This is a genomic window from Caballeronia sp. ATUFL_F2_KS9A, assembly GCF_023630765.1.
In the GTDB taxonomy this organism is placed as follows: Bacteria; Pseudomonadota; Gammaproteobacteria; order Burkholderiales; family Burkholderiaceae; genus Caballeronia; species Caballeronia zhejiangensis.
The window spans coordinates 263019-283150 of sequence record NZ_JALQEK010000002.1; the positions used below are offsets into that span (position 1 = coordinate 263019).

The window sequence follows — 20132 nt, forward strand, 5'->3', positions numbered from 1 at the left end:
CAGAGAGGCGGAGCGGCGTCAGTCGAACAGGGTTTCGAGCGCGGACGCCGCTTCGCTGTCCACCGTGTTGTACGTCACCGTCGACGCCTCGAAGATGTAGTGCGTCGTGTACTTGCCGAGGCGCGAGAGAATCTCCTCCTGAATCACCTCGGGCGCGAGATCGATCTTCAGGAACCACGTCGTCGACGATAGCCGCGTCTGAAAAGAGCCGTACTCGGCGAGCAGATGGTCGAACGTTTCTGCGTCCTGATCCCGGCACACGATGACCAGATTTCCCTTCATGCAATCCTCCCGATTCACGCCAGCGGCATTCGATTTCGAACATCGATGATACCTGCGCGATGCGTGCGCGTCGCGGCACGCGCATGACCGTGCGGTGACTCGACGCGCCGGTTCGGCCGGCTACTTGCCGGCCAGCGTGTCTTCGGGATGCCGGGTGGACGGGCCGGGATCGGCGGGGCGCACTTCGCTGCGGTCGCGCCCGCGCGATTTCGCCTCGTAAAGCGCGAGGTCGGCGCGCGAGAGAATCCATTCGAGCGCGTCGTCGGGCGCGAGCTCCGTGATGCCGATGGATACCGACAGCGCCGCGTCGTCCGGCAGATGCGCGCAGTGCTCGTGATGGAAGCGCTTCCGCAGGCGCTCGAGCACGGCGTGCGCGTCGGCGAGCGGGGTTTGCGGCAGCAGGATGCCGAATTCCTCGCCGCCGAGCCGCCCGATCGCATCGCTCGGACGAAGCTGCGCACGGCACACTTCGACGAAATGCTCCAGCGCGCGATCGCCCGACGCGTGCCCGAAGCGGTCGTTGATCTGCTTGAAGTGATCGAGATCCGCGATCGCCACCGACAGCGGGGTGCCGACCGAGCGCGCGAGCTCCACTTCGTGACGCAGCGTGTCGAGGAAATAGCGGCGCGAGAGGGCGCCGGTGAGCGCGTCGTGGCGCGCTTCGGCCGAAAGCAGCGTATTGGCCGACTGGAGCTGTTCAGCGAGATCGCGGGTCGCGCGGTGCAGGCGCCGCTCACGCGAATACGACGTCGCGATCACGATCGCGAGCGTCACGACGCCGAGCATCGTCAGGAACACGAGGAAGCGGTCGCGGCTGTGATTGCGGCTGATCTCCGGCCAGCTCGTGAGCGGATGCACGATATGCGCCGACAGTCCCGAATTGAGACCCGTGCGCTCGTCGTAGAGCGAAGGCACGTTGCTGCCGTTCGCGGCGTAGAAGGTTTGCGCGAGCGCGGGCGCGAGCCAGTGCTCCGAGGCGCGCATCTGCTCGCCGATGTGCGCGATGCGCAGCTCCGGAAACGACTCGCGCCGATAGTGCTCGACGCGTTCGCGCTCCGTCATGCGCGCGATGGGCGCATTGGGCATCGCCTGGTATTCGAGCCGGCCGTCGTGCGCCATCACGACGACGCCGTTTTCATCGGTCACGAAGGTGCCGGCGCGCGACACCCAGTGCCGCAGCCGGTCGATGCTCACTTTGGCGATCACCGCGCCGACCAGGATGCCGTCTTCGTAAGCGGGCGCCGCGATGAAGATGCCCGGCTCGCCGGACAGCCGCCCGACGCCGTACATCTCGACGAAGCCGCCGAGCAGCGCGCGGGCGACATAGCCCCGGGCGCTCATGTCGTAGCCGATGAAGCTGTCGTCGTCGGCGGCGTTGCTCGACGCAATGCAGAAGCCGCGCTCGTTGACGAGCCAGATCGAGTCGAGGCCGGAGAAGCCCTGCGCGTCGTGCAGGAAGTGATTGACCTTTTCGAGCGCGGGGCGCGCGGTCCAGTCCTTGCGGCGTTCGAGTTCCGTCCCGGCCGGGTTCGAGGCATAATTCCGCGACTCCGCGAGCGCGCGCTGCGTGAGGTCCATCTGCGCGAGCGTGGCGGGAATGGCGCGCGACATCGCCAGATCGCTCGCGATGATCTGCGCCATGTTGTCGACGATCGACCCCGCCATCTGACGCTCGGTACGCACCGTCGCCGTCATCTCCTGTTGTACCATTCGGTCCGACAACAAGCCGGCGGCCACCCAGCACGCGCACGCCAACGCGGCGATGCCGAGCGTCGCGATCACACGGTGCAGGATGAGTTTGTTCATCGGACGCGCGCGCATGGGAGGTTCACGCGAGACAAAGGTCGCATGCGCCATGCCGGCCATTCGGCGCGGTGTGCACATGGCGGTCGACGCGGGCGTGTGGATTGCAGCGCGTGATGTCTGCCGTATTCCGGCTTGTGCTCGCAACGGGGCGGCGGGCGCGGCTCAGGCGGTTATTCGGCTCGGATCTGGCGTCTCGCATCGCATCGGCGCTCAAATTATTGTTTGTGATAAGCCCAGATTGGACGATGTTTTTTGCCGCCTATCAAGCGCCATGTCACGGCGTGCGACGTCTGTCCAACACAACGGACGCGCGCCGGGCGCACGCGCTGGCGCTTCTTCGTCGAATAGCGGCGAGCCGCAGCCAAACTGAAAGGAAGCGAAAGCACGAGCGCCGGGCGCATTCGACGCGGGCTGCCCTTCATTTTGCCCGTGCCGTGCCGAAGAGCAACAGAAACATCGCATGATTCGCGTGCCGGACCGCATGAAGGTTGTGCCTGTCACGCGGGTTGGTGTAGTGTCGCGCGGTTCAGAACGGGGATCGTCTGACGCGGCGACTGCCTGGCGCCGCGCTGCGAACTGAACGTGTCGTCGTTTCGGCGGCTCCGTGCGTTGAGCATGGGGTCGTGCCGGGCAGAGGCTTCTTGCCCGCCTGACGGTTATCTGCCGTCGGAAGCAACATCCCGCGCCCGGCGCGGTCGGAACAAAGCCTTACGGGGAGGGCCTTGCATGGAATTTGGTTTCAATCTGAATCGCACGGCGAATGCGTCGGCGTGGCGGATCCTGCCCAACCGCTGGGATTTCGTCGCGTTCCCGATGATCATCTGCATCATCGCGCTCGCCGCAGTCGGTTTCCACGAGACCCTGGCGCCGATCTCGACCCTGCAGACCCAGGCGATCTCGCTCGACCCCGCGAATCTCCCCGAATACGCGTTGCGCACGACCTTGCGCATGCTGCTGGCGATGGTCGCGTCGCTCATTTTCACGCTGATCTACGGCACGCTCGCGGCGAAGAGCCGGCGCGCGTCGATCGTGCTCGTGCCGATTCTCGACATTCTCCAGTCGGTGCCGGTGCTGGGCTACATCTCGTTCACGGTGACGTTCTTCCTCGCCATGTTCCCGGGGCGCGTGATCGGCGCCGAATGCGCGGCGATCTTCGCGATCTTCACGAGTCAGGCGTGGAACATGACGTTCAGCTTCTATCAGTCGCTGCGCACGGTGCCGCGCGATCTGGACGAAGTGTCGCGCGGTTTTCATCTCACCAACTGGCAGCGCTTCTGGAAGCTCGAAGTGCCGTTCTCGATGCCGGGCCTCATCTGGAACATGATGATGTCGATGTCGGGCGGCTGGTTCTTCGTGGTCGCCTCCGAGGCGATCACGGTCGGCAACCGCACGATCGTACTGCCGGGCATCGGCGCGTATCTCGCGACCGCCATCGGCGAGCGCAATCTCTCCGCGATCGGCTGGGTGATTCTCGCGATGACCGTCGTCATCCTGGCCTACGACCAGTTGATGTTCCGCCCGCTCGTCGCGTGGGCGGACAAATTCCGCATGGAGAACACGAGTTCCGGCGACGAGCCGAAGTCGTGGCTGCTCGACCTGATCCGCCGCACGCGCCTGATTCACCGTCTGCTGGTTCCGGCCGGCTGGATTCTCGCGAAGGCGGCGCGCGTGCCGATCAAGCTGCCGTCGCTGCAGGGCGCGCTGGAAAACGTCGGCCTGCCGCTGCGCGCGAAGGTGCCGTCCACGCGCGCGGGCGATATCGCGTGGGGCACGGCCGTGCTGCTAGTCACGGTGTTCGTCGTGTGGAAGGTCGCGTCGTTCGTCGCGACGGGCGTCACGTGGAGCGAAGTCGGCCACGTGTTCGTGCTCGGCTTCATCACGCTCTTGCGCGTGGTCGTGCTGATCGCGATCGCTTCGGTGATCTGGGTGCCGCTCGGCGTGCTGATCGGCCTGCGCCCGGCGCTCGCCGAGAAGATCCAGCCGCTCGCGCAGTTCCTAGCCGCGTTCCCGGCGAACCTGCTGTTTCCGGTGTTCGTCGTCGTGATCGTGCGCTGGCATCTGAACCCGGATATCTGGCTCTCGCCGCTGATCGTGCTCGGCACGCAGTGGTATATCCTTTTCAACGTGGTGGCGGGCGCGTCTTCCTACCCGAACGATTATCGCGAGGCCGCGACCAACTTCCAGATTCGCGGCTGGCAGTGGTGGAAGAAGTGCATGCTCCCCGGCATCTTCCCTTACTACATCACCGGCGCGATCACCGCTTCGGGCGGCGCGTGGAACGCAAGCATCGTCGCGGAAGCGGTGTCGTGGGGCAAGACGGAGGTTGTCGCGCATGGTCTCGGCGCGTATATCGCCCAGACGACCGCCGCGGGCGACTATCCGAAAATCATTCTTGGCATCGCCGTGATGTCGCTGTTCGTCACGCTGTTCAACCGACTGTTGTGGCGCCCGCTATACGCCTACGCCGAAGCAAGACTCCGGCTGGATTGAGGACGAGTTCCGATGCAGAACCTGAAAACTACGCAGACGTCCGCTGCGCAAGACTCGCGGCGACCCCAGGGCACGCCGCCGCGTCTCGGCGCGGAAATCCTGCGCGTCGCGAACGTGAGCCGCGGCTTCAACAAGACGCAGGGCGAACTGCTCGTGCTCGACGATGCGAATCTCTCGCTGCGCGAAGGCGAGATCGTCGGGTTGCTCGGACGTTCGGGCTCGGGCAAGTCGACACTTCTGCGCATCATCGCCGGGCTGATCGAGCCGACGGGCGGCGAAGTCACTTATCTGAACGAGCCGTTGCGCGGTCCCGCGAAGGGCGTCGCGATGGTGTTTCAGACCTTCGCGCTGTTTCCGTGGCTGACCGTGCTGCAGAACGTGGAAGCGGGTCTGGAAGCGCAAGGCGTGGCCGCGCGCGAGCGGCGCGAGCGCGCGCTGGCCGCGATCGACCTGATCGGTCTCGACGGCTTCGAGAACGCGTATCCGCGTGAATTGTCGGGCGGGATGCGTCAGCGCGTGGGTTTCGCGCGGGCGCTGGTCGTCGATCCGACCTTGCTGTTGATGGACGAGCCGTTCTCCGCGCTCGACGTGCTTACCGCCGAAAACCTGCGCACCGACCTGCTCGATTTGTGGACGCAAGGGCGCATGCCGATCAAGTCGGTGCTGATCGTCACGCACAACATCGAGGAAGCGGTGTTCATGTGCGACCGCATTCTCGTGCTGTCGTCGAATCCGGGCCGCGTGATGGCCGAGATCAAGGTGCCGTTCAAGCATCCGCGCAATCGCCTGGATCCGGCGTTCCGGCGTCTCGTCGACGATATCTACGCGAAGATGACCGCGCGGCAGATGGGCGAAGCGAAGAAGAAGGGGCTGGAGTTGGGAAGCTGGCTGCCCGAAGTCTCGACGAACCTGATGGCGGGTCTCATCGAAACGCTCGCGGCCGAGCCGTACCACGGCCGCGCGGACATGCCGGAAATCGCGCGGTCGCTGCATCTCGAAGTGGACGATCTCTTCCCGATCGCGGAAGTGCTGCAACATCTCGGTTTCGCGGACGTGCGCGAGGGCGACATCTATCTGACGCCGCAGGCGCGCGTGTTCGCGGAGTTCGGCACGCAGGAGCGCAAGATGATGTTCGCGGAGCATCTGCTGCGGCACGTGCCGCTGGCGGCGCGGATCAAGAAGGTGCTGAACGAGCGGCCTGGGCATCGCGCGCCGCGCTTGCGCTTCGAGCAGGAACTGGAGGACTTTCTCTCCGACAAGGCCGCGCAGGAAACGCTCGATGCGGTTATCGACTGGGGCCGCTACGGGGAAATTTTCTCGTACAACGATCAGACCGAGATGCTGAGCCTGGAGGACGTGGAGGCTTGAGTTTCCTGTGGATGCAAGCACGCGAAGCGCGGTTGCCGGCGACGGCGCCGCGATTTTTTTTCTTTGCGCGTTGGCCGTTTGGCTGAATGTTCGCGCGGTGCGTTGAATCGTACCGTTTTCGTCTTGAACAGTGTTGCTGCGTGTGTAAAGCTACACACGCAGCGTTCGGAGACGAGATGGATTCATCGCGCTTGATACGAATGCTGCTGGATGACGGGTGGGAGCGCGTTCGCTCGCGCGGCAGTCATCACCAGTTCAGACACAGGACCAAGACCGGTTGTGTGACTGTGGTTCATCCAAAGAAAGACGTGGCGATCGGGACCGTCAGATCGGTACTCAAAGCCGCCGGATTGCTCAACCGTCTGTATTCGTCGTAACGGAGTTGGACATGGAGTTTGCCCTCGCCATTCACAAGGATCCTGATAGCTGCTACGGCGTGACCGTGCCCAATGTGCCCGGCGTTTTTTCGGCCGGCGATACGATCGACGAAGCGATTCATAACGCCCGGGAAGCCATCTTCTTCCACATCGAGTCGATTATCGAAGACGGCGGGGAAGTCGAAATCACGTCGCGAAGCATCGAGGAACTGATCGTCGATCCCGACTTCGCCACGGCAATCTGGGCCTACGTCGAAGTCGATCTCTCGAAGCTCGACTCGCGTCCCGAGCGCATCAACATCAGCCTGCCGCGATTCGTGCTGCGCAAGATCGACAGCTACGTCGAGGCGCGCCACGAAACCCGCAGCGGCTTTCTGGCGCGGGTCGCGCTCGAAGCGATCGCGAACGGCTGAGACCGCAAAAAAGCGCGGCGCTCGTGACGAGCGCCGCGCGTTCGATATCCAGCCGCGGGAAACCTACTGCAGATTCCCCCAACGCTCGACGGCCGGTTCCGCCGACGCCCATTTCCATCCTTCGGATTGCTGGCAGGCCGTAGCGACGAACCACTCGGCGGGCGCTTTCGCATCGTCGCCATCGACGACCGAAAACGCGAATTCCTTGCAGCTCGCGAGCGCGCTATTGAACTCGCGCAGCACGCGCACCTCGCCGTGGCCGTTCTCGACCGGCAACGTATGCTTGACCTTCCATGGCCGCGTTTCGCCGACCTGCGACATGCCCGCCGTCACCGCGATCATGACCTGCTGATCCTGATGCAGCGATTTCATCGTGCGCGCGACGAGTTCGTCGGTGGCGGCCTGCACCGCGATGCCGACGCCCAGGCCCACAGCCGGGTTCGTCGTGAACGCGCCGGTCGCGACGCCCGCCACCGCACCCGTCGCGGCGCCGATCGATGCGCAGCCGCTCATCGTCACGCACGCGGCCGCGCCGGCAGCGACGAGCCCAAGACGCAGCGCAAAAGATACGTCGAAAGACAGCGTCATTGCAGCGCGCCCCAGCGCGGCGTAGCCGGTTCGGCCGACGCCCACTTCCACTTGTTGCCGTCGCGGCAAACCGATGCCACGTAGAACGCGCTGTCGGCGGGGCGGTCCTTGGTCGCGTCGCGATCGACGGAAAACACGATCTCCTTGCATTCGAGCACGCCGCTGCTGATGGTGCGGCTCACCGTCACGCGGCCTTTTTCGTCGTCCTCGATCGGCACTGAATGCACGGCCTTCCACGGCGCAACCGCGCCGACCGCGAGCGGACCGGCGACCGTCGCAATCTGATCCTGCGAGTAGGTATGCGCGACGCGCTGCGTGTACTGCACGCCCGCGCGCGCGGCGGCGACCGCGCCGAGGCCGATGCCCGTTGCGACGGCGGCGTTGCTGGTGACACTGTTTGCCACCGCGGCGCCCGCGATACCGGCGCCGGCCGTCGCGCCTTCGCTGTAGAGCGAGTTGCATCCGCTGAGACTCACGCAAGCGATGGCGCCCGAAACGATCGCGGCGAGCGCGGCGGCACGCGACCCGCGCCGATGAACCCTGATCTGCATGTTGCTTTTCCTTCGTCTTCCGTTTCCCGACGCTTGCGATCGGGGTTCGAGGGGCTCGAATCTACTTGAGGTTCCGCCCTCAAGTCACCGCCCGGCAACGCGAAGCGACGAAACGCGCACGCGGGCTCCGCGCATTTTGAAGCATGCTTCTAATTACCGGTTTGAGAAAATTGCAAGAAATTGCAAGCGTGAAGAGCACGTTTCGATCCACATACCGCTCCGAGGGCGAAAAAAAAGCGAGCGCGGATGTCTGCGCTCGCTTCCCGGTCATGCGGATATCGCCTCGGATACGCTTCAGCTTTCGCTATTCGACGACGCGTCGCTGCCCTCGGTGTCCTCGTTTTCGTACGCGCCCAAGCGGTTGTACAAAGTCTTCAGGCTCACCCCGAGCGCTTTCGCGGCGCGCCGCTTGTCGCCGCCGCAGTGTTTGAGCGTGCCGAGGATGATCTGCTTCTGCGCATCGGCGAGCGGCGTGCCGACCCAGACGTTCATCGCGTCGCCTTGCGTCACGGGCTTCTTCACGCGCGATGCGAGATGCGGATGCGCGATCTCCACCGTCTTCTCCGCCAGAATGAACGCGCGATAAACCGTGTTCTTCAGTTCGCGCACGTTGCCCGGCCACGAATACGTTCGCAGCACGTCGAGCGCGCGTTTGCTGAAGACCTTGTTCGTGCCTTCCTGCGCGTTCATTTCGGACAGGAAATGCTGTGCGAGCAGTTCGCGATCCGAATCGCGCTCGCGCAACGGCGGCGCGCGCAGCGGGAACACGGCGAGCCGGTACATGAGATCCTCGCGCAGGCCGTTTTCCTTCACGGCCGCGACAGGATCGCGGTTCGTCGCTGCGATCACGCGCACATCGGAGCTGATGAGATCGTTGCCGCCGACGCGAAAGAACGTGCCTGTTTCCAGCGCGCGCAGCAGCTTGACCTGGCGCACGGGCGACATCTCGGTCACTTCGTCGAGGAAGAGCGTGCCGCCGTTCGCATGCTCGAAATAGCCGATGCGTCCCTGCACCGCGCCCGTGAAGCTGCCTTTCTCGTGGCCGAAGAGCTCGGCCTCGATGAGATTGTCGGGAATCGCACCGCAGTTCACCGCGATGAACGGCGCGTCCTTGCGCGCGCTGTGGTCGTGAATCGTACGGGCGACGAGCTCCTTGCCTGTGCCCGACTCGCCGATGATGAGCGCGGTCGCATCGGTCGCGGCCACGCGCTCGATTTGCGCGTACAACTCCTGCATCACGGGCGACGAGCCATAGAGCAGTCCATAAGACTTCAAGCCCGGCACTTCCCCCGTGTTGCGTTTTCTTTGCGCGGGTGTATCGCCGACCGCGGCGGGCGGCTGATCCAGATCGGTTGACGCCATGTGTCCTGATCGTTCCTGAGTGCTGCGTATGTAGTGGGCGGGCGGCGGACTCGCGCGGGCGCTTCCGGTTGCGGTCGGCCTGGCGCGGCTCGGCGCGCGCGAGCGGCGCAACCGTGGATGACCGCGCGCATCGGCATATGACGCGCCCTTGCGCGCTGCCCTTGAGACTCACGCGATCCGTGAGCGTCGTTCCTGGTTGAGCGTCGGTCCAGGCGCGTCTGCATCGGCTGCTTGTTCAGAGCCGGTTCGTTGCAAACGCACCTATCTCATAAACGCTATTTAACCATTCGCAACGACATTGCGGCAATGCGCGGGCCGGCCGTTCAGCGCATTTTGTCTGCATCGCGCGGGCCCTCGCGGCGCTTCCGGAAAGGTTCTCCTTGCCGTACTGAAAATTTACAAGGCGACGGCGTAATTGTTACCCGATCGTCGGCGGGTTCGCCTCCCATCGGCAGTCCTGCGCGGTGTCGCCGGATCTGGCACGAAAGCTGCATGATAGGGCTCACATCGTGACTCATATTCGAAAAATTGCCGACGGGCGCGGTCTCGGAGGCGCACACACGAGGATGGGCGAGAGAGGCAACGCATCATGGAAGACATTTTCAACTTCGACGGGGGCGCACATCCGCGCTCGATTCCCACGCGGCCGGCCCGGACCCGGAAGGAACTCACGGCCGGCGAGCCGATCGACATCTATCACTGGGCCGCTGTCGCGCTCGTGACCGCGCTGATGTGCGCGGTGCTAGGCTATGCGGCGGGCACGCCAGCACTCGCGCGTGCCGCGAACGTGACGAGCCTCGTGTTCGGCGCGATGGGCGGCGCGTTGATGGCGAGCGGCGTCGTGCGCAGCCTGCGCGCGCGGAGCGCGGCGGGCGAGCGCCTCCGCGTCGCGGGCGTGCCTGTCGCCGAAACGCGCTGACGCGCGCCGACGATCCCGACAAACCCACTTGGGCGAGGACTACATTCCATGAGTCAAACGACTGTCCAGCTTGCGTTGGGCAAGCAAAAGATCATCGAAGACATCAAGGTGCTGCTGAACGACGCCGAGGAATTGCTGCGCTTGTCGGCGACGCTGCCAGGCGAGGGCGTCGATGCGCTGCGCTCGCGTCTGCGCGATCACGTCGATTCGGCGCGCGGCGCGCTCGAAGATGCACAGGCGAGTGCGCAAAGCCGATACCGCGCAGGCGTCGATTGCACCGAGAAATACGTGAAGGACAATCCCTGGCAATCGCTCGGCATGGCGGCGGGCGTCGGTTTTCTGGTGGGACTTCTGGTTTCGCGGTGATTTAGAGCTTTATCGCTCCGGCCGGCTTTCCTGACAGCGGCGATTTTCATTAGACGAAGGAGAGAACACAAATGGCACGGCCTTCAATCGGAATTTTCGGCGCGCTGTTCGCGCTAGGCGGCGTTCTCGCATGGAAGTGGGTGCAGTCTCAGGACGCCGGGCGGCGCACTGCACGCGATCTGAACCGTTGGGAAGACGAGGGCGGCAAGGTGCTCACGCCCGCCACCGGCGCGAGCGGGCAGGCCGTAAATGGCCACGGTGCGGTCGGCGGCACCGCCGATGCATGGCATTTTCCGCGGAGTTGATTCACTTCAGACATTCGGCCGAATTAATGGTCCGATCAATCACACGCACGCTGGACCAGCGTGCGTTTTCATCTTGATAAACGCTTATAATCAGTGAAACTTCGGCCATAAGTTGCCTAAATGGAAAAACTTACTTGGACCGAATCAAGCGTGCAGAAATCGGAAATTATTTTATTTTTCGCGCATTCTGCGTGACGCCGATTATCTTTTTTCGGCCGTAACCGCGAATCGCACCGGCCCGTGCGGCAGCGCCGCCGCGCGGAGAAGACCACGCCGCCACCTGGCGTGTGACCCTGAAACGCTTAGGAAGAATTCGAAACGCAATGCCACACGTATTGATTGTCGATGACGATCCCAGTACCCGCGAGGCGCTAGCCGCGATCATCGGCGAAGACGGATTGACGACGGCCACCGCCAGCGATCTGCGCGAGGCGCGCATCCAGCTCGTGCGGCAAACGCCGGACGTCGTATTCACCGATCTCAAACTGCCCGATGGCACGGGCGTCGACCTGTTCGAGGATCTCGATCCGCGCTCGGGCGTCGAGTTCATCGTCATTACGGGACACGCGACGGTGGAATCCGCCGTCAGCGCGCTCAAGATGGGCGCCGCCGACTACCTCGTCAAGCCGATCAACATGCAGCGCGTGAAGGCCATCCTTTCGCGCCTGCCGCGCGCCGGCGACCTGAAAGCGGAAATCGGCACCTTGCGCGGCGAATTGCGCCGCATGGGGCGCTTCGGTCTGATGCTGGGCAATTCACCTGCCATGCAGACCGTCTACGACCAGGTCGGCCGCGTCGCGCCGACGGCGGCATCGGTGCTGCTCATCGGCGAGTCGGGCACCGGCAAGGAAGTCGCCGCGCAGACGCTGCACGAGCTCTCGCTGCGCCGCAAGCATTCGTTCATCGCGGTGAACTGCGGCGCGATCTCGCCGAACCTGATCGAATCGGAGATGTTCGGCCACGAGCGCGGCTCGTTCACGGGCGCGGATCGGCAGCACAAGGGTTATTTCGAACGCGCGAACGGCGGCACGCTGTTCCTCGACGAAATCACCGAAATGCCGATCGAGCTTCAGGTGAAACTGCTGCGCGTGCTGGAGACGGGCATGTTCATGCGCGTCGGCACGACCAAGGAAATCGAGACGGACGTGCGCCTGATCGCCGCGACCAATCGCGATCCCGAGCAGGCCGTGCTCGAAGGCAAGCTGCGCCTCGACCTTTATCACCGTCTGAACGTGTTCCCGATCAACCTGCCGCCGCTGCGCGAGCGAGGCAAGGACGTCGAGCTGCTCGGCCAGGCGTTTCTCGACGAACTGAACGCCCGGTACAACACGAAAAAGGATTTCCCGCCCGCCGTCCGCGAGATGCTGGCGTCGTACAACTGGCCCGGCAACGTGCGCGAACTGAAGAACTACGTGCAGCGCGCGTACATCATGTCGGCGTCGGACTCGGAAAGCACCGCGACCGTGCCGCTGCAGATTTCGCTTTCGAAGCCGTCGGCGGGCACGGCGGTGACGATTCCGTTCGGCACGTCGCTCGCGCAGGCCGACCGTCAGCTCATTCTGGCGACGCTCGATCAGTGCGGCGGCGTGAAGACGCGCGCGGCGGAAATCCTCGGCATCAGCCTGAAAACGCTCTATAACCGGCTCGTCGAGTACGGCGAGGATGCGAACAAGGCTGCCGTCGGCGAAGGCGGCGACATAAGCGATTCCGACAGCGAAAATCCCTGAACTTCGCGTATCTTTAGACAAATCGACGCCTGCGGCTTGTAAAACCGCAGGCGTTTTTCATTGGCAGGCGCGTTTTCTACGCCGATAATGTCTCAGAAGCGAACGTAGCCGATGTGTCTCAGGGGCATGGCCCTTGCTGCCGATCGAATGACATCCGCGCAGTCGCGCCAGTGCGTGTCGCGGATGGGAAAAGTACGATCACAAGACCGCAAGGAGCCCATCATGTCACTCAACATGTCGATCCGCGCTTCCGACGATGCCCGTTTCGAAGCACAGACGCCGCAGCCGCCGGACCCGCCGGTGACGCCGCCGGACCAGCCGCCGCCCACGCCGATTCCGCCCGACACCAATCCGGACCCGACGCGCGAGCCGCCCGAACCGCCGTCGCAGCCGATCGGCGATCCGCCGCCTGGACCGGGCGATCAGCCGCATGTGCAGTAGCGTGTCAGAACGATGTTGAACCGCAGACGTTGGACAATGCCCAGAATTCGTGCAAGGTTTGAATAAGTTTCCATCCCGGACGTAGGGATTACAACGGATGACGCAACGATGACCGGCGACACGTTCTGTCGCCGGTCGTTTTTTCTGAAGCCGCGCTCATCGCAGCGCATCGGTCCGACGCCGCCGACGTCACTATCGCGACGGCCTTCTTACCTGGAGGCATCATGAGGCATCCCGCACTTCGACGCTCCGCGCGTCATTCTTCCAAGCGCGAAGCGCGCGCCGAAGCCGCCAAGTCGGCCGGCACGCAGAGCGCGTCCGCACCTTCCGCCGAACACGATCCCGCCTCGCAGAACCGCCCCGCGCCTGGCGTACCGCCCGATGGCGAACACAATCAGGGCGGCGTGCGGCGCGAAGGAATCGACTATCAGCGCGATTTGGGCTCCGAGCAGGACTCGTGATTTCAGCCGGCGGCAGCATCCGGCAAAAGAACAAAAATTTCTACGCGGCGCGCCTTCGCCGCGTGTTTTCGTTCGTCCGTAACATCTTCATACAAACTTTCGTTTACAAAAACCAACAAAAAGGCACAGCTTTTGCATACCCTTGATCGCCAATTCGAGCATGCAACGACAACTGATGAGGTGATGCTGTAATGAGCAGATTGATCGTGGTATCGAATCGCGTCGCACCGATCCAGGAAGGCAAGCCCAGCGCGGGCGGCCTCGCGATCGGCGTTCTGGACGCGCTCAAGGAGACTGGGGGCGTGTGGTTCGGATGGAGCGGCGAGATCGTCGGCGAATCGGGCGCGCCTGTTCTGGAGAACAGCGGAAAAGTGACCTACGCGACCGTCGGCCTGACGCGCCGCGATTACGACCAGTATTACCGAGGTTTCTCGAACGCCACCCTGTGGCCGACATTTCACTATCGCAACGACCTCTCGCGCTTCGATCGAGAGGAGTACGCGGGCTACATGCGCGTGAACGCGAGTCTTGCGGCCAAGCTGAAGACGCTGCTCAAGCCCGACGACATCATTTGGGTGCACGACTATCACATGCTCCCGTTCGCACAGGAGCTGCGCAAGCTCGGCGTCGCGAATCCGATCGGCTTCTTCCTGCATATTCCGTTTCCGGTGCCGGAGATGATGCGTACGGTTCCGCCGCATGAGGAACTGATCGCGGCGATGTGCCAGTACGACGTCGTCGGCTTTCAGACGGATGCCGACAAGCAGTCGTTCATCGATTACGTGGAACGCACGAGCCGCGGCCACTACAACGACGACGACGGCATGCTTCAGGCCTTCGGTCGCATGCTCAAGGTGGGCGCGTATCCGATCGGCATTTATCCGGACGCCATCGCCAAGGCCGCCGAGCAGTTCTCGAACCGCAAGCCGGTGAAAAGCCTGCGTGACAGCATGCGCGGCCGCAAGCTCATCATGAGCGTCGATCGTCTCGACTACTCGAAGGGTCTCGTCGAGCGCTTTCAGGCGTTCGAGCGCCTGCTGCTGAATGCGCCCGGCTGGCATGGGCGCGTATCGCTCGTGCAGATCGCGCCGCCGACGCGCTCGGACGTGCAGACCTATCAGCGCATTCGACAGAATCTGGAAGGCGAGGCGGGGCGCATCAACGGACGTTTCGCGCAGCTCGACTGGACGCCGATCCAGTATCTCAACCGCAAATACGAGCGCAATCTGCTGATGGCGCTGTTCCGGCTCTCGCAAGTCGGCTACGTGACGCCGCTGCGCGACGGCATGAATCTCGTCGCGAAGGAATATGTCGCGTCGCAGGATCCGGCCGATCCGGGCGCGCTCGTCCTGTCGCAGTTCGCGGGCGCGGCGGACCAGTTGCCGGGCGCGCTCGTCGTCAATCCGTTCGATCTGTCGCAGATGTCCGAAGCGCTGGAGCGCGCATTGTCGATGCCGCTCGCCGAACGCCAGGCGCGTCACGCCGACATGATGGCGCCGCTGCGCGAGAATAATCTTTCGGTCTGGCGCGATTCGTTCCTGTCGGACTTGCGCAGCGTCGCGACGGCGACTTCCGTCACGGAGAAAACCGTCAAGACCGTGAAGCAGGGCGCGTCCGAAGCCAAGCGGCCGGCCGCCAAGGCCTGAACGCTCCGATTCGCCGATAGAGAGAACCCGCGCTTCGAAAGAAGCGCGGGTTTTTTTACGCGCGGAACGGGACTTGCGGATTCATCGTGGACACGAACGAAGGAGGTCATGATGAGCGGAAGCACATTGAACCCGCCCGAAGACGACGGCGCGGAATACGGCAAGGGACACGGCACCGGCGCGCTCGGCCCGAGCGACTCGTCGGATAGCGGCTCCGACGTGCAGGGCGAAAAGCGCTATCCCGGCGACATCGAGGACGAGCTCGACGCCCACGCGCTCGGGCAGTCCGAGGCGGAGCTGAACAGCGATACGGACCGCTTCGGCACGGGCGAGGCGGCATCGGCGGATGGCGACAACAATCTGGAAGCCGATGCCGACATCCTGCCCGACGAAATCGAGGACGAAACGCGCGATCTCCCCGACGAGGACGCCGACCCCGCAGCCGACCGATCCTGACACGCATCGGCTGAGGCACACTGCAAGCGGCGCGCTCCGGACGGAGCGCGCCGCTTTTTGCACGCGCTTCGCATCGCGGGGCTAACATCGTCGGATTGCTCCCAGTCACGCTCACGATGGATCAGGACGTCTCCGCCACACAATCCGCGCCCGTCGCATCGGGCCGCACGTCGCGCTTCGGCTGGCTTTCGTGGATCGTCGATCCCGTCATGCAATGGTCGCAGGACCACTGCCTGATGTTCTCGGCGGCGATCGCGTTCTTCGCCGCGTTCTCGCTTGCGCCGACACTCGTCATCGTGATCGCGGTGGCGAGCGTCTTCTTCGGCGCCGATGCCGTGCAAGGCAGGCTCTTCGACGAAATCAGCGGCGTCGTCGGCGTCGATGCGGCGCACGCGCTGGAAGCGATCGTCGCGAACGCGTGGCACGCGGACATCGCGCGCAGCACGGCGATCCTGTCGCTCGCGGGCGTGCTGATCGGCGCATCGGCGACATTCTCGTCGCTGCACAGCGCGCTCAACGTCATCTGGCCGACGCCCGCCGTGAGCACGCGCGAAAGCATCGTCACGCTGCTGCGCGTGCGGCTGATGTCGTTCGGGCTCGTGGTCGGTTCGGGTTTGCTGGTCGCGGTGCTGCTCGTGCTCGACGCGCTCGTCGAGTTGCTCGGACATTGGGTGCTGGGCGATGGCAGTCCGTTCGTCGTGCTCTCGGGGCTGACGCGACGCGCGATATCGCTCGGCGTGCTGATGATCGCCTTCACCGTGCTGCTCAAATTCCTGCCGACGACGCGCATGCTCTGGCGCGATGCCGCGCTCGGCGCCGCCGCCGCCGCGATGCTTTTCGAAGCCGGCAAGCGCCTCTTCGCGTTCTATCTCGCGCACGCGGGCACGGCGAACATGTTCGGCGCGGCCGGTTCGCTCGCGATCATCCTCATGTGGCTGTACTACTCGGCGGCGGTGTTTCTGCTAGGCGCGGAGCTAGCGGCGACGGCGGCGAGGAAGCGCACGCATCGCGCATCGGGCTGGCGTTGAGCATCAATGAAAGAGGCCGTCCGCGAAGGGACGGCCTCTTCAGCAGTTACCCGCTGTGATGCGTGAAACGCCTTACGCCTGACGACGCAATTCCGCAGGCGGCACCTTCATCAGATGGCGATACTTCGCTACCGTCCGGCGCGCGACGATCACGCCCTGATCGGCGAGCATCTTCGCGAGACTCACGTCGGAGAGCGGATCGCGCGTGTTCTCCTTCGAAATCATTTCCTTGAGCAGCGCGCGCACGGCCGCGGCCGAACACGTGCCGCCGCTTTCCGTCGACAGCTCGCGCGGGAAGAAGTGCTTGAACTCGAAGATGCCGCGTGGCGTCGCCATGTACTTGTTGCCCGTCGCGCGCGAGATGGTCGATTCGTGCAGGCCGAGTTCATCGGCGACATCGCGCAGCACGAGCGGCTTCAGCGCAATTTCGCCGTAATCGAAGAACGCCTTCTGATGCGACACGATGCATTCGGCCACGCGCTGAATCGTCGTGAAGCGCTGCTGCGCGTTGCGAATCAGCCAGCGCGCTTCCTGCAACTGCTGCGCGAGCGGCGAACGGCTCGCGCCGGCCGACTGCGCGAACAGTTCCGCGTACATCCGATGGATGCGCGCACGCGGCAACACCGCCGGATTGATCGTCACGACCCACTGCTTTTTCACCTGACGCACGATGACGTCGGGCACGACGTAGTTGTCCTCGCTCGATCCGTAGTTCTCGCCCGGTTTCGGATCGAGGCGGCGTACGAGCGCGCACGCGATGCGCAGTTCATCCGCGCTGCAGCCGATCTTCTTCTGCAGTTCCGCCTGCTCGCGGCGTGCGAGGCGCTCCAGATGATGCGCGACGATTTCCATCGCAACGGCGCGGCCCGGCGTGTCCTCGTCGAGCGCCTGGAGTTGGAGCGTCAGGCATTCCGAGAGATTGCGCGCGCCGACGCCCGGCTTGTCGAGCGATTGCACGAGCTTCAGCGCGATGTTGAGTTCGTCCTCGTGAAGCGCGGGTTCGATCTCCACGACATTCGCGAGGTCGCTCAAGTCCTGCCGCAGATAGCCGTCGTCATCGAGCGCTTCGATGATGAGCTGCGCGATGGCGCGATCGCGTTCGTTCAATTGATAAAGGCGCAGCGCGTCGTGGAGCGTTTCGTGCAACGAAGGTTCGATGCGAACCCAGTCGGCGGGATCGGAACCTTCGCCGTCGCCGTTGTTGCGCGACGCGCCGCGGCCGAACGGATCGGACGAGAATTCGCTGACGGAATCGTCGCGCGAGCCGGAATCCACGTTCGATTCGGCTTCCATGCTCGCTTCGGGCGCGAGCGGCGTCTCGGTCGCGTTGTCGGATGTGGTCGACAGGGTCGAGTCGGACATCGAGCTGCCGTTGTCGGCGCCGAGCGCGTTGTCCTCGGTCTGGGACTCGTCGTATTCGAGAAAGGGGTTGGTATCCAGTGCGTTTCGCAGTTCCTGCTGGAACTCGAGCGACGAGAGTTGCAGAAGGCGAACCGACTGTTGAAGGCGCGGCGTGAGTGCGAGCGTTTGCTTCGCGCGTAGTTCGAGTGTAGGCGGCATTGCTTGCTAATCCTCGATTGTTCCAGACGTGATGGGCAGGTTTGCGACTAATAAAGCAACAGCCATGCCATCGAACGTTAAGGTCGTGCAGGGACTACGTTTTTCGTCACCGGCACCCTTCTTTTGAAGCCTTTCCGAGGCCGCTTTCACGCAGTTTTTACACGCGCTCAGACAAAACCGCTGCGGGTTTCAGGCGCGTCGCGTTGCGCGCGGGCAAGCCTTCCGATGAACGTCGAAGATTTGTTCGCCTACGCACTCAGGCCTTGCCGCGCGGGGCATTCAGGACGCTTCGGCTTCGGTCGGCTCGCGCGGCCGCCGGATCTGGCACGCAAGTTGCGGAACGAAGTTCACGATCCGCGTGCTACGGCGCGGACGTCATCGAAGAGCCGCGTCTAGCACGGAATGCGTGAACGCGGCGTCAGACCAAAATCGAAAAAAGGGAGTATCGACATGAAGACGACTCAAATCCTGAAGGCAGCCGGCGGTATCGCGTGCGTGGTGTTCGCGCTCAACGTCGGCGCACAGACCAACGCAGCGTCGTCGACGAGCGGTTCCGGCACGTCGATGGGCCAGAAGGTCGACGACAGCGCGATCACCACCAAAGTAAAGGCCGAACTGCTCGGCGCGAAGAACGTCAAGTCCACGCATATCCACGTCAAGACGCACGCGGGCGTCGTGTCGCTGACGGGCACGGTGCCGTCGGCGGAAGACAAGACCGCCGCCGAAGAAGTCGTCTCGAACGTCTCGGGTGTTGCTTCCGTGAAGAACCATCTTAAAATTGCCGCCAAGTAATGGCATAGTTCGTATGCCCGGCTTCGCCTCGGCGGGCCGCGGTTGAGTGCCAGCAGTACCGGAACCCGCGCGGGTTCGACGATTCGCCGCAAAAGGCGATGACTCGGACGAAGCGCGGGTTCTCGCTTGGAGGCATCGGTTCACGTTTTCGTCGTCCGGTGCTTCAGTCGCAAGTTCTCGCAAGACGCTTCACCAGTGCGCAGCACCTCGCAGCACTTCGAAACTCAAAAACGAGACGGCCGTTCAGGTCGACACTCAAACAGGCGGCTCACGAATGCGCAGTAGCCCGGCGTTCAGAGGCCCCGGCAAAAAGGAGCTCTTCATGAAGACGAAAAAGATGGCATTGATCGGCGCGCTCGCGCTGGCATTCTCGACGACGGCATTCGCCCAGGCAGCCTCCGATGCGGCAGCCTCGGCGCCGGTGGCGAAGAAGCAGAAGGGCACCAATCTGCATCAGCAGAACAAGGCGCACAAGCTGCACGGCGCATCCGCAGCGGCGGCGGCTTCGGCGCTCGGCACCAATGACAAGGGTCAGCCGCAGTAACCCGCGTCGTACTGTCGCTTGACGAACAAACGGCCGCTTCGTGCGGCCGTTTGCTTTCGAAGCGGCCCGGAAAGCCGGGCCGCGCGCTTCACCGCGTCAGCATCAGGACTTCGCGGCTGCGTATTGATCGCGCAGATCGCGGATGCGGTCGTGATTCTCCAGCACGCCCTGATACTGGCGCTCCACCACGGCGCGGACATCGGCGGGCAGGTCCTTGTCGAGCGCCTCGCGATAATTCTTCTTCGCTGCATCCTCGCCGCGCTCGCATTCGGCGAGGATCGCGTGATCGCTATGGCCGGTTACGGCCGACTTCACGTCGACCCAGCCGCGATGCAGCGCGCCCGACACCGATCCGCCGGTTTCGGGCTTGCCGCCCAGGCGTGCAACGATGTCCTGCAATTCGCGCGCGCCCTCTGCGCACTTTTGCGCGCGATTCTGAAACAGCAGCTTGAGGCTTGGATCACGCGTATCCTCGGCGGCCTTGAGAAAACCCTTTTCGCCGTCCTTCGAGGTTTCGACCAGATCGTTGAGTACCGATACGACATTCGTGCTCATATGAGACCTCCTTTTCGTTAGGACATTGCCACTGCGCAACCCCTGCGGGATGCGGCTCGCGGATTCATGACGCACGCGGCGTGCCCGATCGCGGG

The 20132-nt window shown here is 63.8% G+C and carries 22 protein-coding genes; 15 read left to right on the forward strand and 7 right to left on the reverse strand.

Features of this window, described 5'->3' with window-relative positions; all coding sequences use genetic code 11:
* Window positions 1–18: 18 nt before the first annotated feature.
* Together NCS67_RS03500 and NCS67_RS03505 are read right to left on the reverse strand one after the other, a co-directional pair.
* Window positions 19–282: a hypothetical protein gene (locus NCS67_RS03500; RefSeq protein ID WP_008350806.1), complete on the reverse strand. Its 264-nt coding sequence runs from the start codon at window positions 280–282 to the stop codon at window positions 19–21.
* A gap of 120 nt (window positions 283–402) precedes the next feature.
* On the reverse strand, window positions 403–2088 hold the full coding sequence (locus NCS67_RS03505; RefSeq protein ID WP_034471417.1) for a sensor domain-containing diguanylate cyclase: 1686 nt from the start codon (window positions 2086–2088) through the stop codon (window positions 403–405).
* Window positions 2089–2814: 726 nt separating this feature from the next.
* Here NCS67_RS03505 and NCS67_RS03510 point away from each other — a divergent pair.
* The 4 genes from NCS67_RS03510 (at window position 2815) to NCS67_RS03525 (ending at window position 6736) form a co-directional block, all read left to right on the forward strand.
* Window positions 2815–4578: an ABC transporter permease gene (locus NCS67_RS03510; protein WP_008350803.1), complete on the forward strand. Its 1764-nt coding sequence runs from the start codon at window positions 2815–2817 to the stop codon at window positions 4576–4578.
* Between the two features lie 12 nt (window positions 4579–4590).
* Window positions 4591–5946 carry an ABC transporter ATP-binding protein gene (locus NCS67_RS03515; protein WP_033536675.1) on the forward strand — a complete coding sequence of 452 codons (1356 nt, stop codon included), beginning with the start codon at window positions 4591–4593 and terminating at the stop codon, window positions 5944–5946.
* A 176-nt stretch (window positions 5947–6122) separates the two neighbouring features.
* Complete coding sequence (locus NCS67_RS03520) at window positions 6123–6323, forward strand: type II toxin-antitoxin system HicA family toxin (RefSeq protein WP_074168898.1); 201 nt, start codon at window positions 6123–6125, stop codon at window positions 6321–6323.
* Window positions 6324–6334: 11 nt separating this feature from the next.
* Window positions 6335–6736 carry a type II toxin-antitoxin system HicB family antitoxin gene (locus NCS67_RS03525; RefSeq protein ID WP_175981817.1) on the forward strand — a complete coding sequence of 134 codons (402 nt, stop codon included), beginning with the start codon at window positions 6335–6337 and terminating at the stop codon, window positions 6734–6736.
* Between the two features lie 63 nt (window positions 6737–6799).
* Here the strand turns inward: NCS67_RS03525 and NCS67_RS03530 are convergent, their stop codons facing one another.
* The 3 genes from NCS67_RS03530 to NCS67_RS03540 form a co-directional block, all read right to left on the reverse strand.
* The gene (locus tag NCS67_RS03530; protein WP_008350799.1) at window positions 6800–7324 is read right to left on the reverse strand and encodes a hypothetical protein; all 525 of its coding nucleotides are present in this window, start codon (window positions 7322–7324) and stop codon (window positions 6800–6802) included.
* A complete protein-coding gene (locus tag NCS67_RS03535) occupies window positions 7321–7875 on the reverse strand; it encodes a hypothetical protein (RefSeq protein WP_008350798.1) in 555 nt (184 codons plus the stop codon). The genes NCS67_RS03530 and NCS67_RS03535 overlap by 4 nt, the downstream gene beginning before the upstream one ends.
* A gap of 294 nt (window positions 7876–8169) precedes the next feature.
* Complete coding sequence (locus NCS67_RS03540; protein ID WP_008350797.1) at window positions 8170–9237, reverse strand: sigma-54 interaction domain-containing protein; 1068 nt, start codon at window positions 9235–9237, stop codon at window positions 8170–8172.
* A 589-nt stretch (window positions 9238–9826) separates the two neighbouring features.
* Between NCS67_RS03540 and NCS67_RS03545 the strand changes: the two genes are divergently transcribed.
* The 9 genes from NCS67_RS03545 (at window position 9827) to NCS67_RS03585 (ending at window position 16586) form a co-directional block, all read left to right on the forward strand.
* On the forward strand, window positions 9827–10156 hold the full coding sequence (locus NCS67_RS03545; protein ID WP_008350796.1) for a hypothetical protein: 330 nt from the start codon (window positions 9827–9829) through the stop codon (window positions 10154–10156).
* Between the two features lie 48 nt (window positions 10157–10204).
* Window positions 10205–10522, forward strand: coding sequence for an ElaB/YgaM/YqjD family protein (locus NCS67_RS03550; protein ID WP_008350795.1), 318 nt, complete (start codon window positions 10205–10207; stop codon window positions 10520–10522).
* 71 nt (window positions 10523–10593) lie between these two features.
* On the forward strand, window positions 10594–10827 hold the full coding sequence (locus NCS67_RS03555) for a hypothetical protein (protein WP_250434233.1): 234 nt from the start codon (window positions 10594–10596) through the stop codon (window positions 10825–10827).
* A 323-nt stretch (window positions 10828–11150) separates the two neighbouring features.
* Window positions 11151–12554, forward strand: coding sequence for a sigma-54-dependent transcriptional regulator (locus tag NCS67_RS03560; RefSeq protein ID WP_250434237.1), 1404 nt, complete (start codon window positions 11151–11153; stop codon window positions 12552–12554).
* 222 nt (window positions 12555–12776) lie between these two features.
* On the forward strand, window positions 12777–12995 hold the full coding sequence (locus NCS67_RS03565; RefSeq protein WP_008350790.1) for a hypothetical protein: 219 nt from the start codon (window positions 12777–12779) through the stop codon (window positions 12993–12995).
* A 224-nt stretch (window positions 12996–13219) separates the two neighbouring features.
* Window positions 13220–13456: a hypothetical protein gene (locus NCS67_RS03570; protein ID WP_175981823.1), complete on the forward strand. Its 237-nt coding sequence runs from the start codon at window positions 13220–13222 to the stop codon at window positions 13454–13456.
* A 191-nt stretch (window positions 13457–13647) separates the two neighbouring features.
* Window positions 13648–15102 (forward strand): alpha,alpha-trehalose-phosphate synthase (UDP-forming), encoded by a 1455-nt coding sequence (gene otsA / locus NCS67_RS03575; protein WP_008350786.1) that lies wholly within the window; start codon window positions 13648–13650, stop codon window positions 15100–15102.
* A 108-nt stretch (window positions 15103–15210) separates the two neighbouring features.
* Entirely contained in the window at window positions 15211–15558 is a 348-nt protein-coding gene (locus tag NCS67_RS03580; protein ID WP_008350784.1) for a hypothetical protein, read from the forward strand.
* 116 nt (window positions 15559–15674) lie between these two features.
* Window positions 15675–16586: a YihY/virulence factor BrkB family protein gene (locus NCS67_RS03585; protein ID WP_034471304.1), complete on the forward strand. Its 912-nt coding sequence runs from the start codon at window positions 15675–15677 to the stop codon at window positions 16584–16586.
* A 72-nt stretch (window positions 16587–16658) separates the two neighbouring features.
* Here NCS67_RS03585 and NCS67_RS03590 read toward each other — a convergent pair whose 3' ends face one another.
* Complete coding sequence (locus tag NCS67_RS03590; protein ID WP_008350781.1) at window positions 16659–18146, reverse strand: RNA polymerase factor sigma-54; 1488 nt, start codon at window positions 18144–18146, stop codon at window positions 16659–16661.
* Window positions 18147–18596: 450 nt separating this feature from the next.
* Between NCS67_RS03590 and NCS67_RS03595 the strand changes: the two genes are divergently transcribed.
* Both NCS67_RS03595 and NCS67_RS03600 read left to right on the forward strand, forming a co-directional pair.
* Window positions 18597–18938, forward strand: a complete 342-nt coding sequence (locus tag NCS67_RS03595; protein WP_008350779.1) for a BON domain-containing protein — start codon at window positions 18597–18599, stop codon at window positions 18936–18938.
* Between the two features lie 322 nt (window positions 18939–19260).
* Window positions 19261–19482 carry a hypothetical protein gene (locus NCS67_RS03600; RefSeq protein WP_008350777.1) on the forward strand — a complete coding sequence of 74 codons (222 nt, stop codon included), beginning with the start codon at window positions 19261–19263 and terminating at the stop codon, window positions 19480–19482.
* A 102-nt stretch (window positions 19483–19584) separates the two neighbouring features.
* On the opposite strand, the gene NCS67_RS03605 is transcribed toward NCS67_RS03600, so the two are convergent.
* Complete coding sequence (locus NCS67_RS03605) at window positions 19585–20037, reverse strand: PA2169 family four-helix-bundle protein (RefSeq protein WP_008350776.1); 453 nt, start codon at window positions 20035–20037, stop codon at window positions 19585–19587.
* Between the last annotated feature and the right edge of the window lie 95 nt (window positions 20038–20132).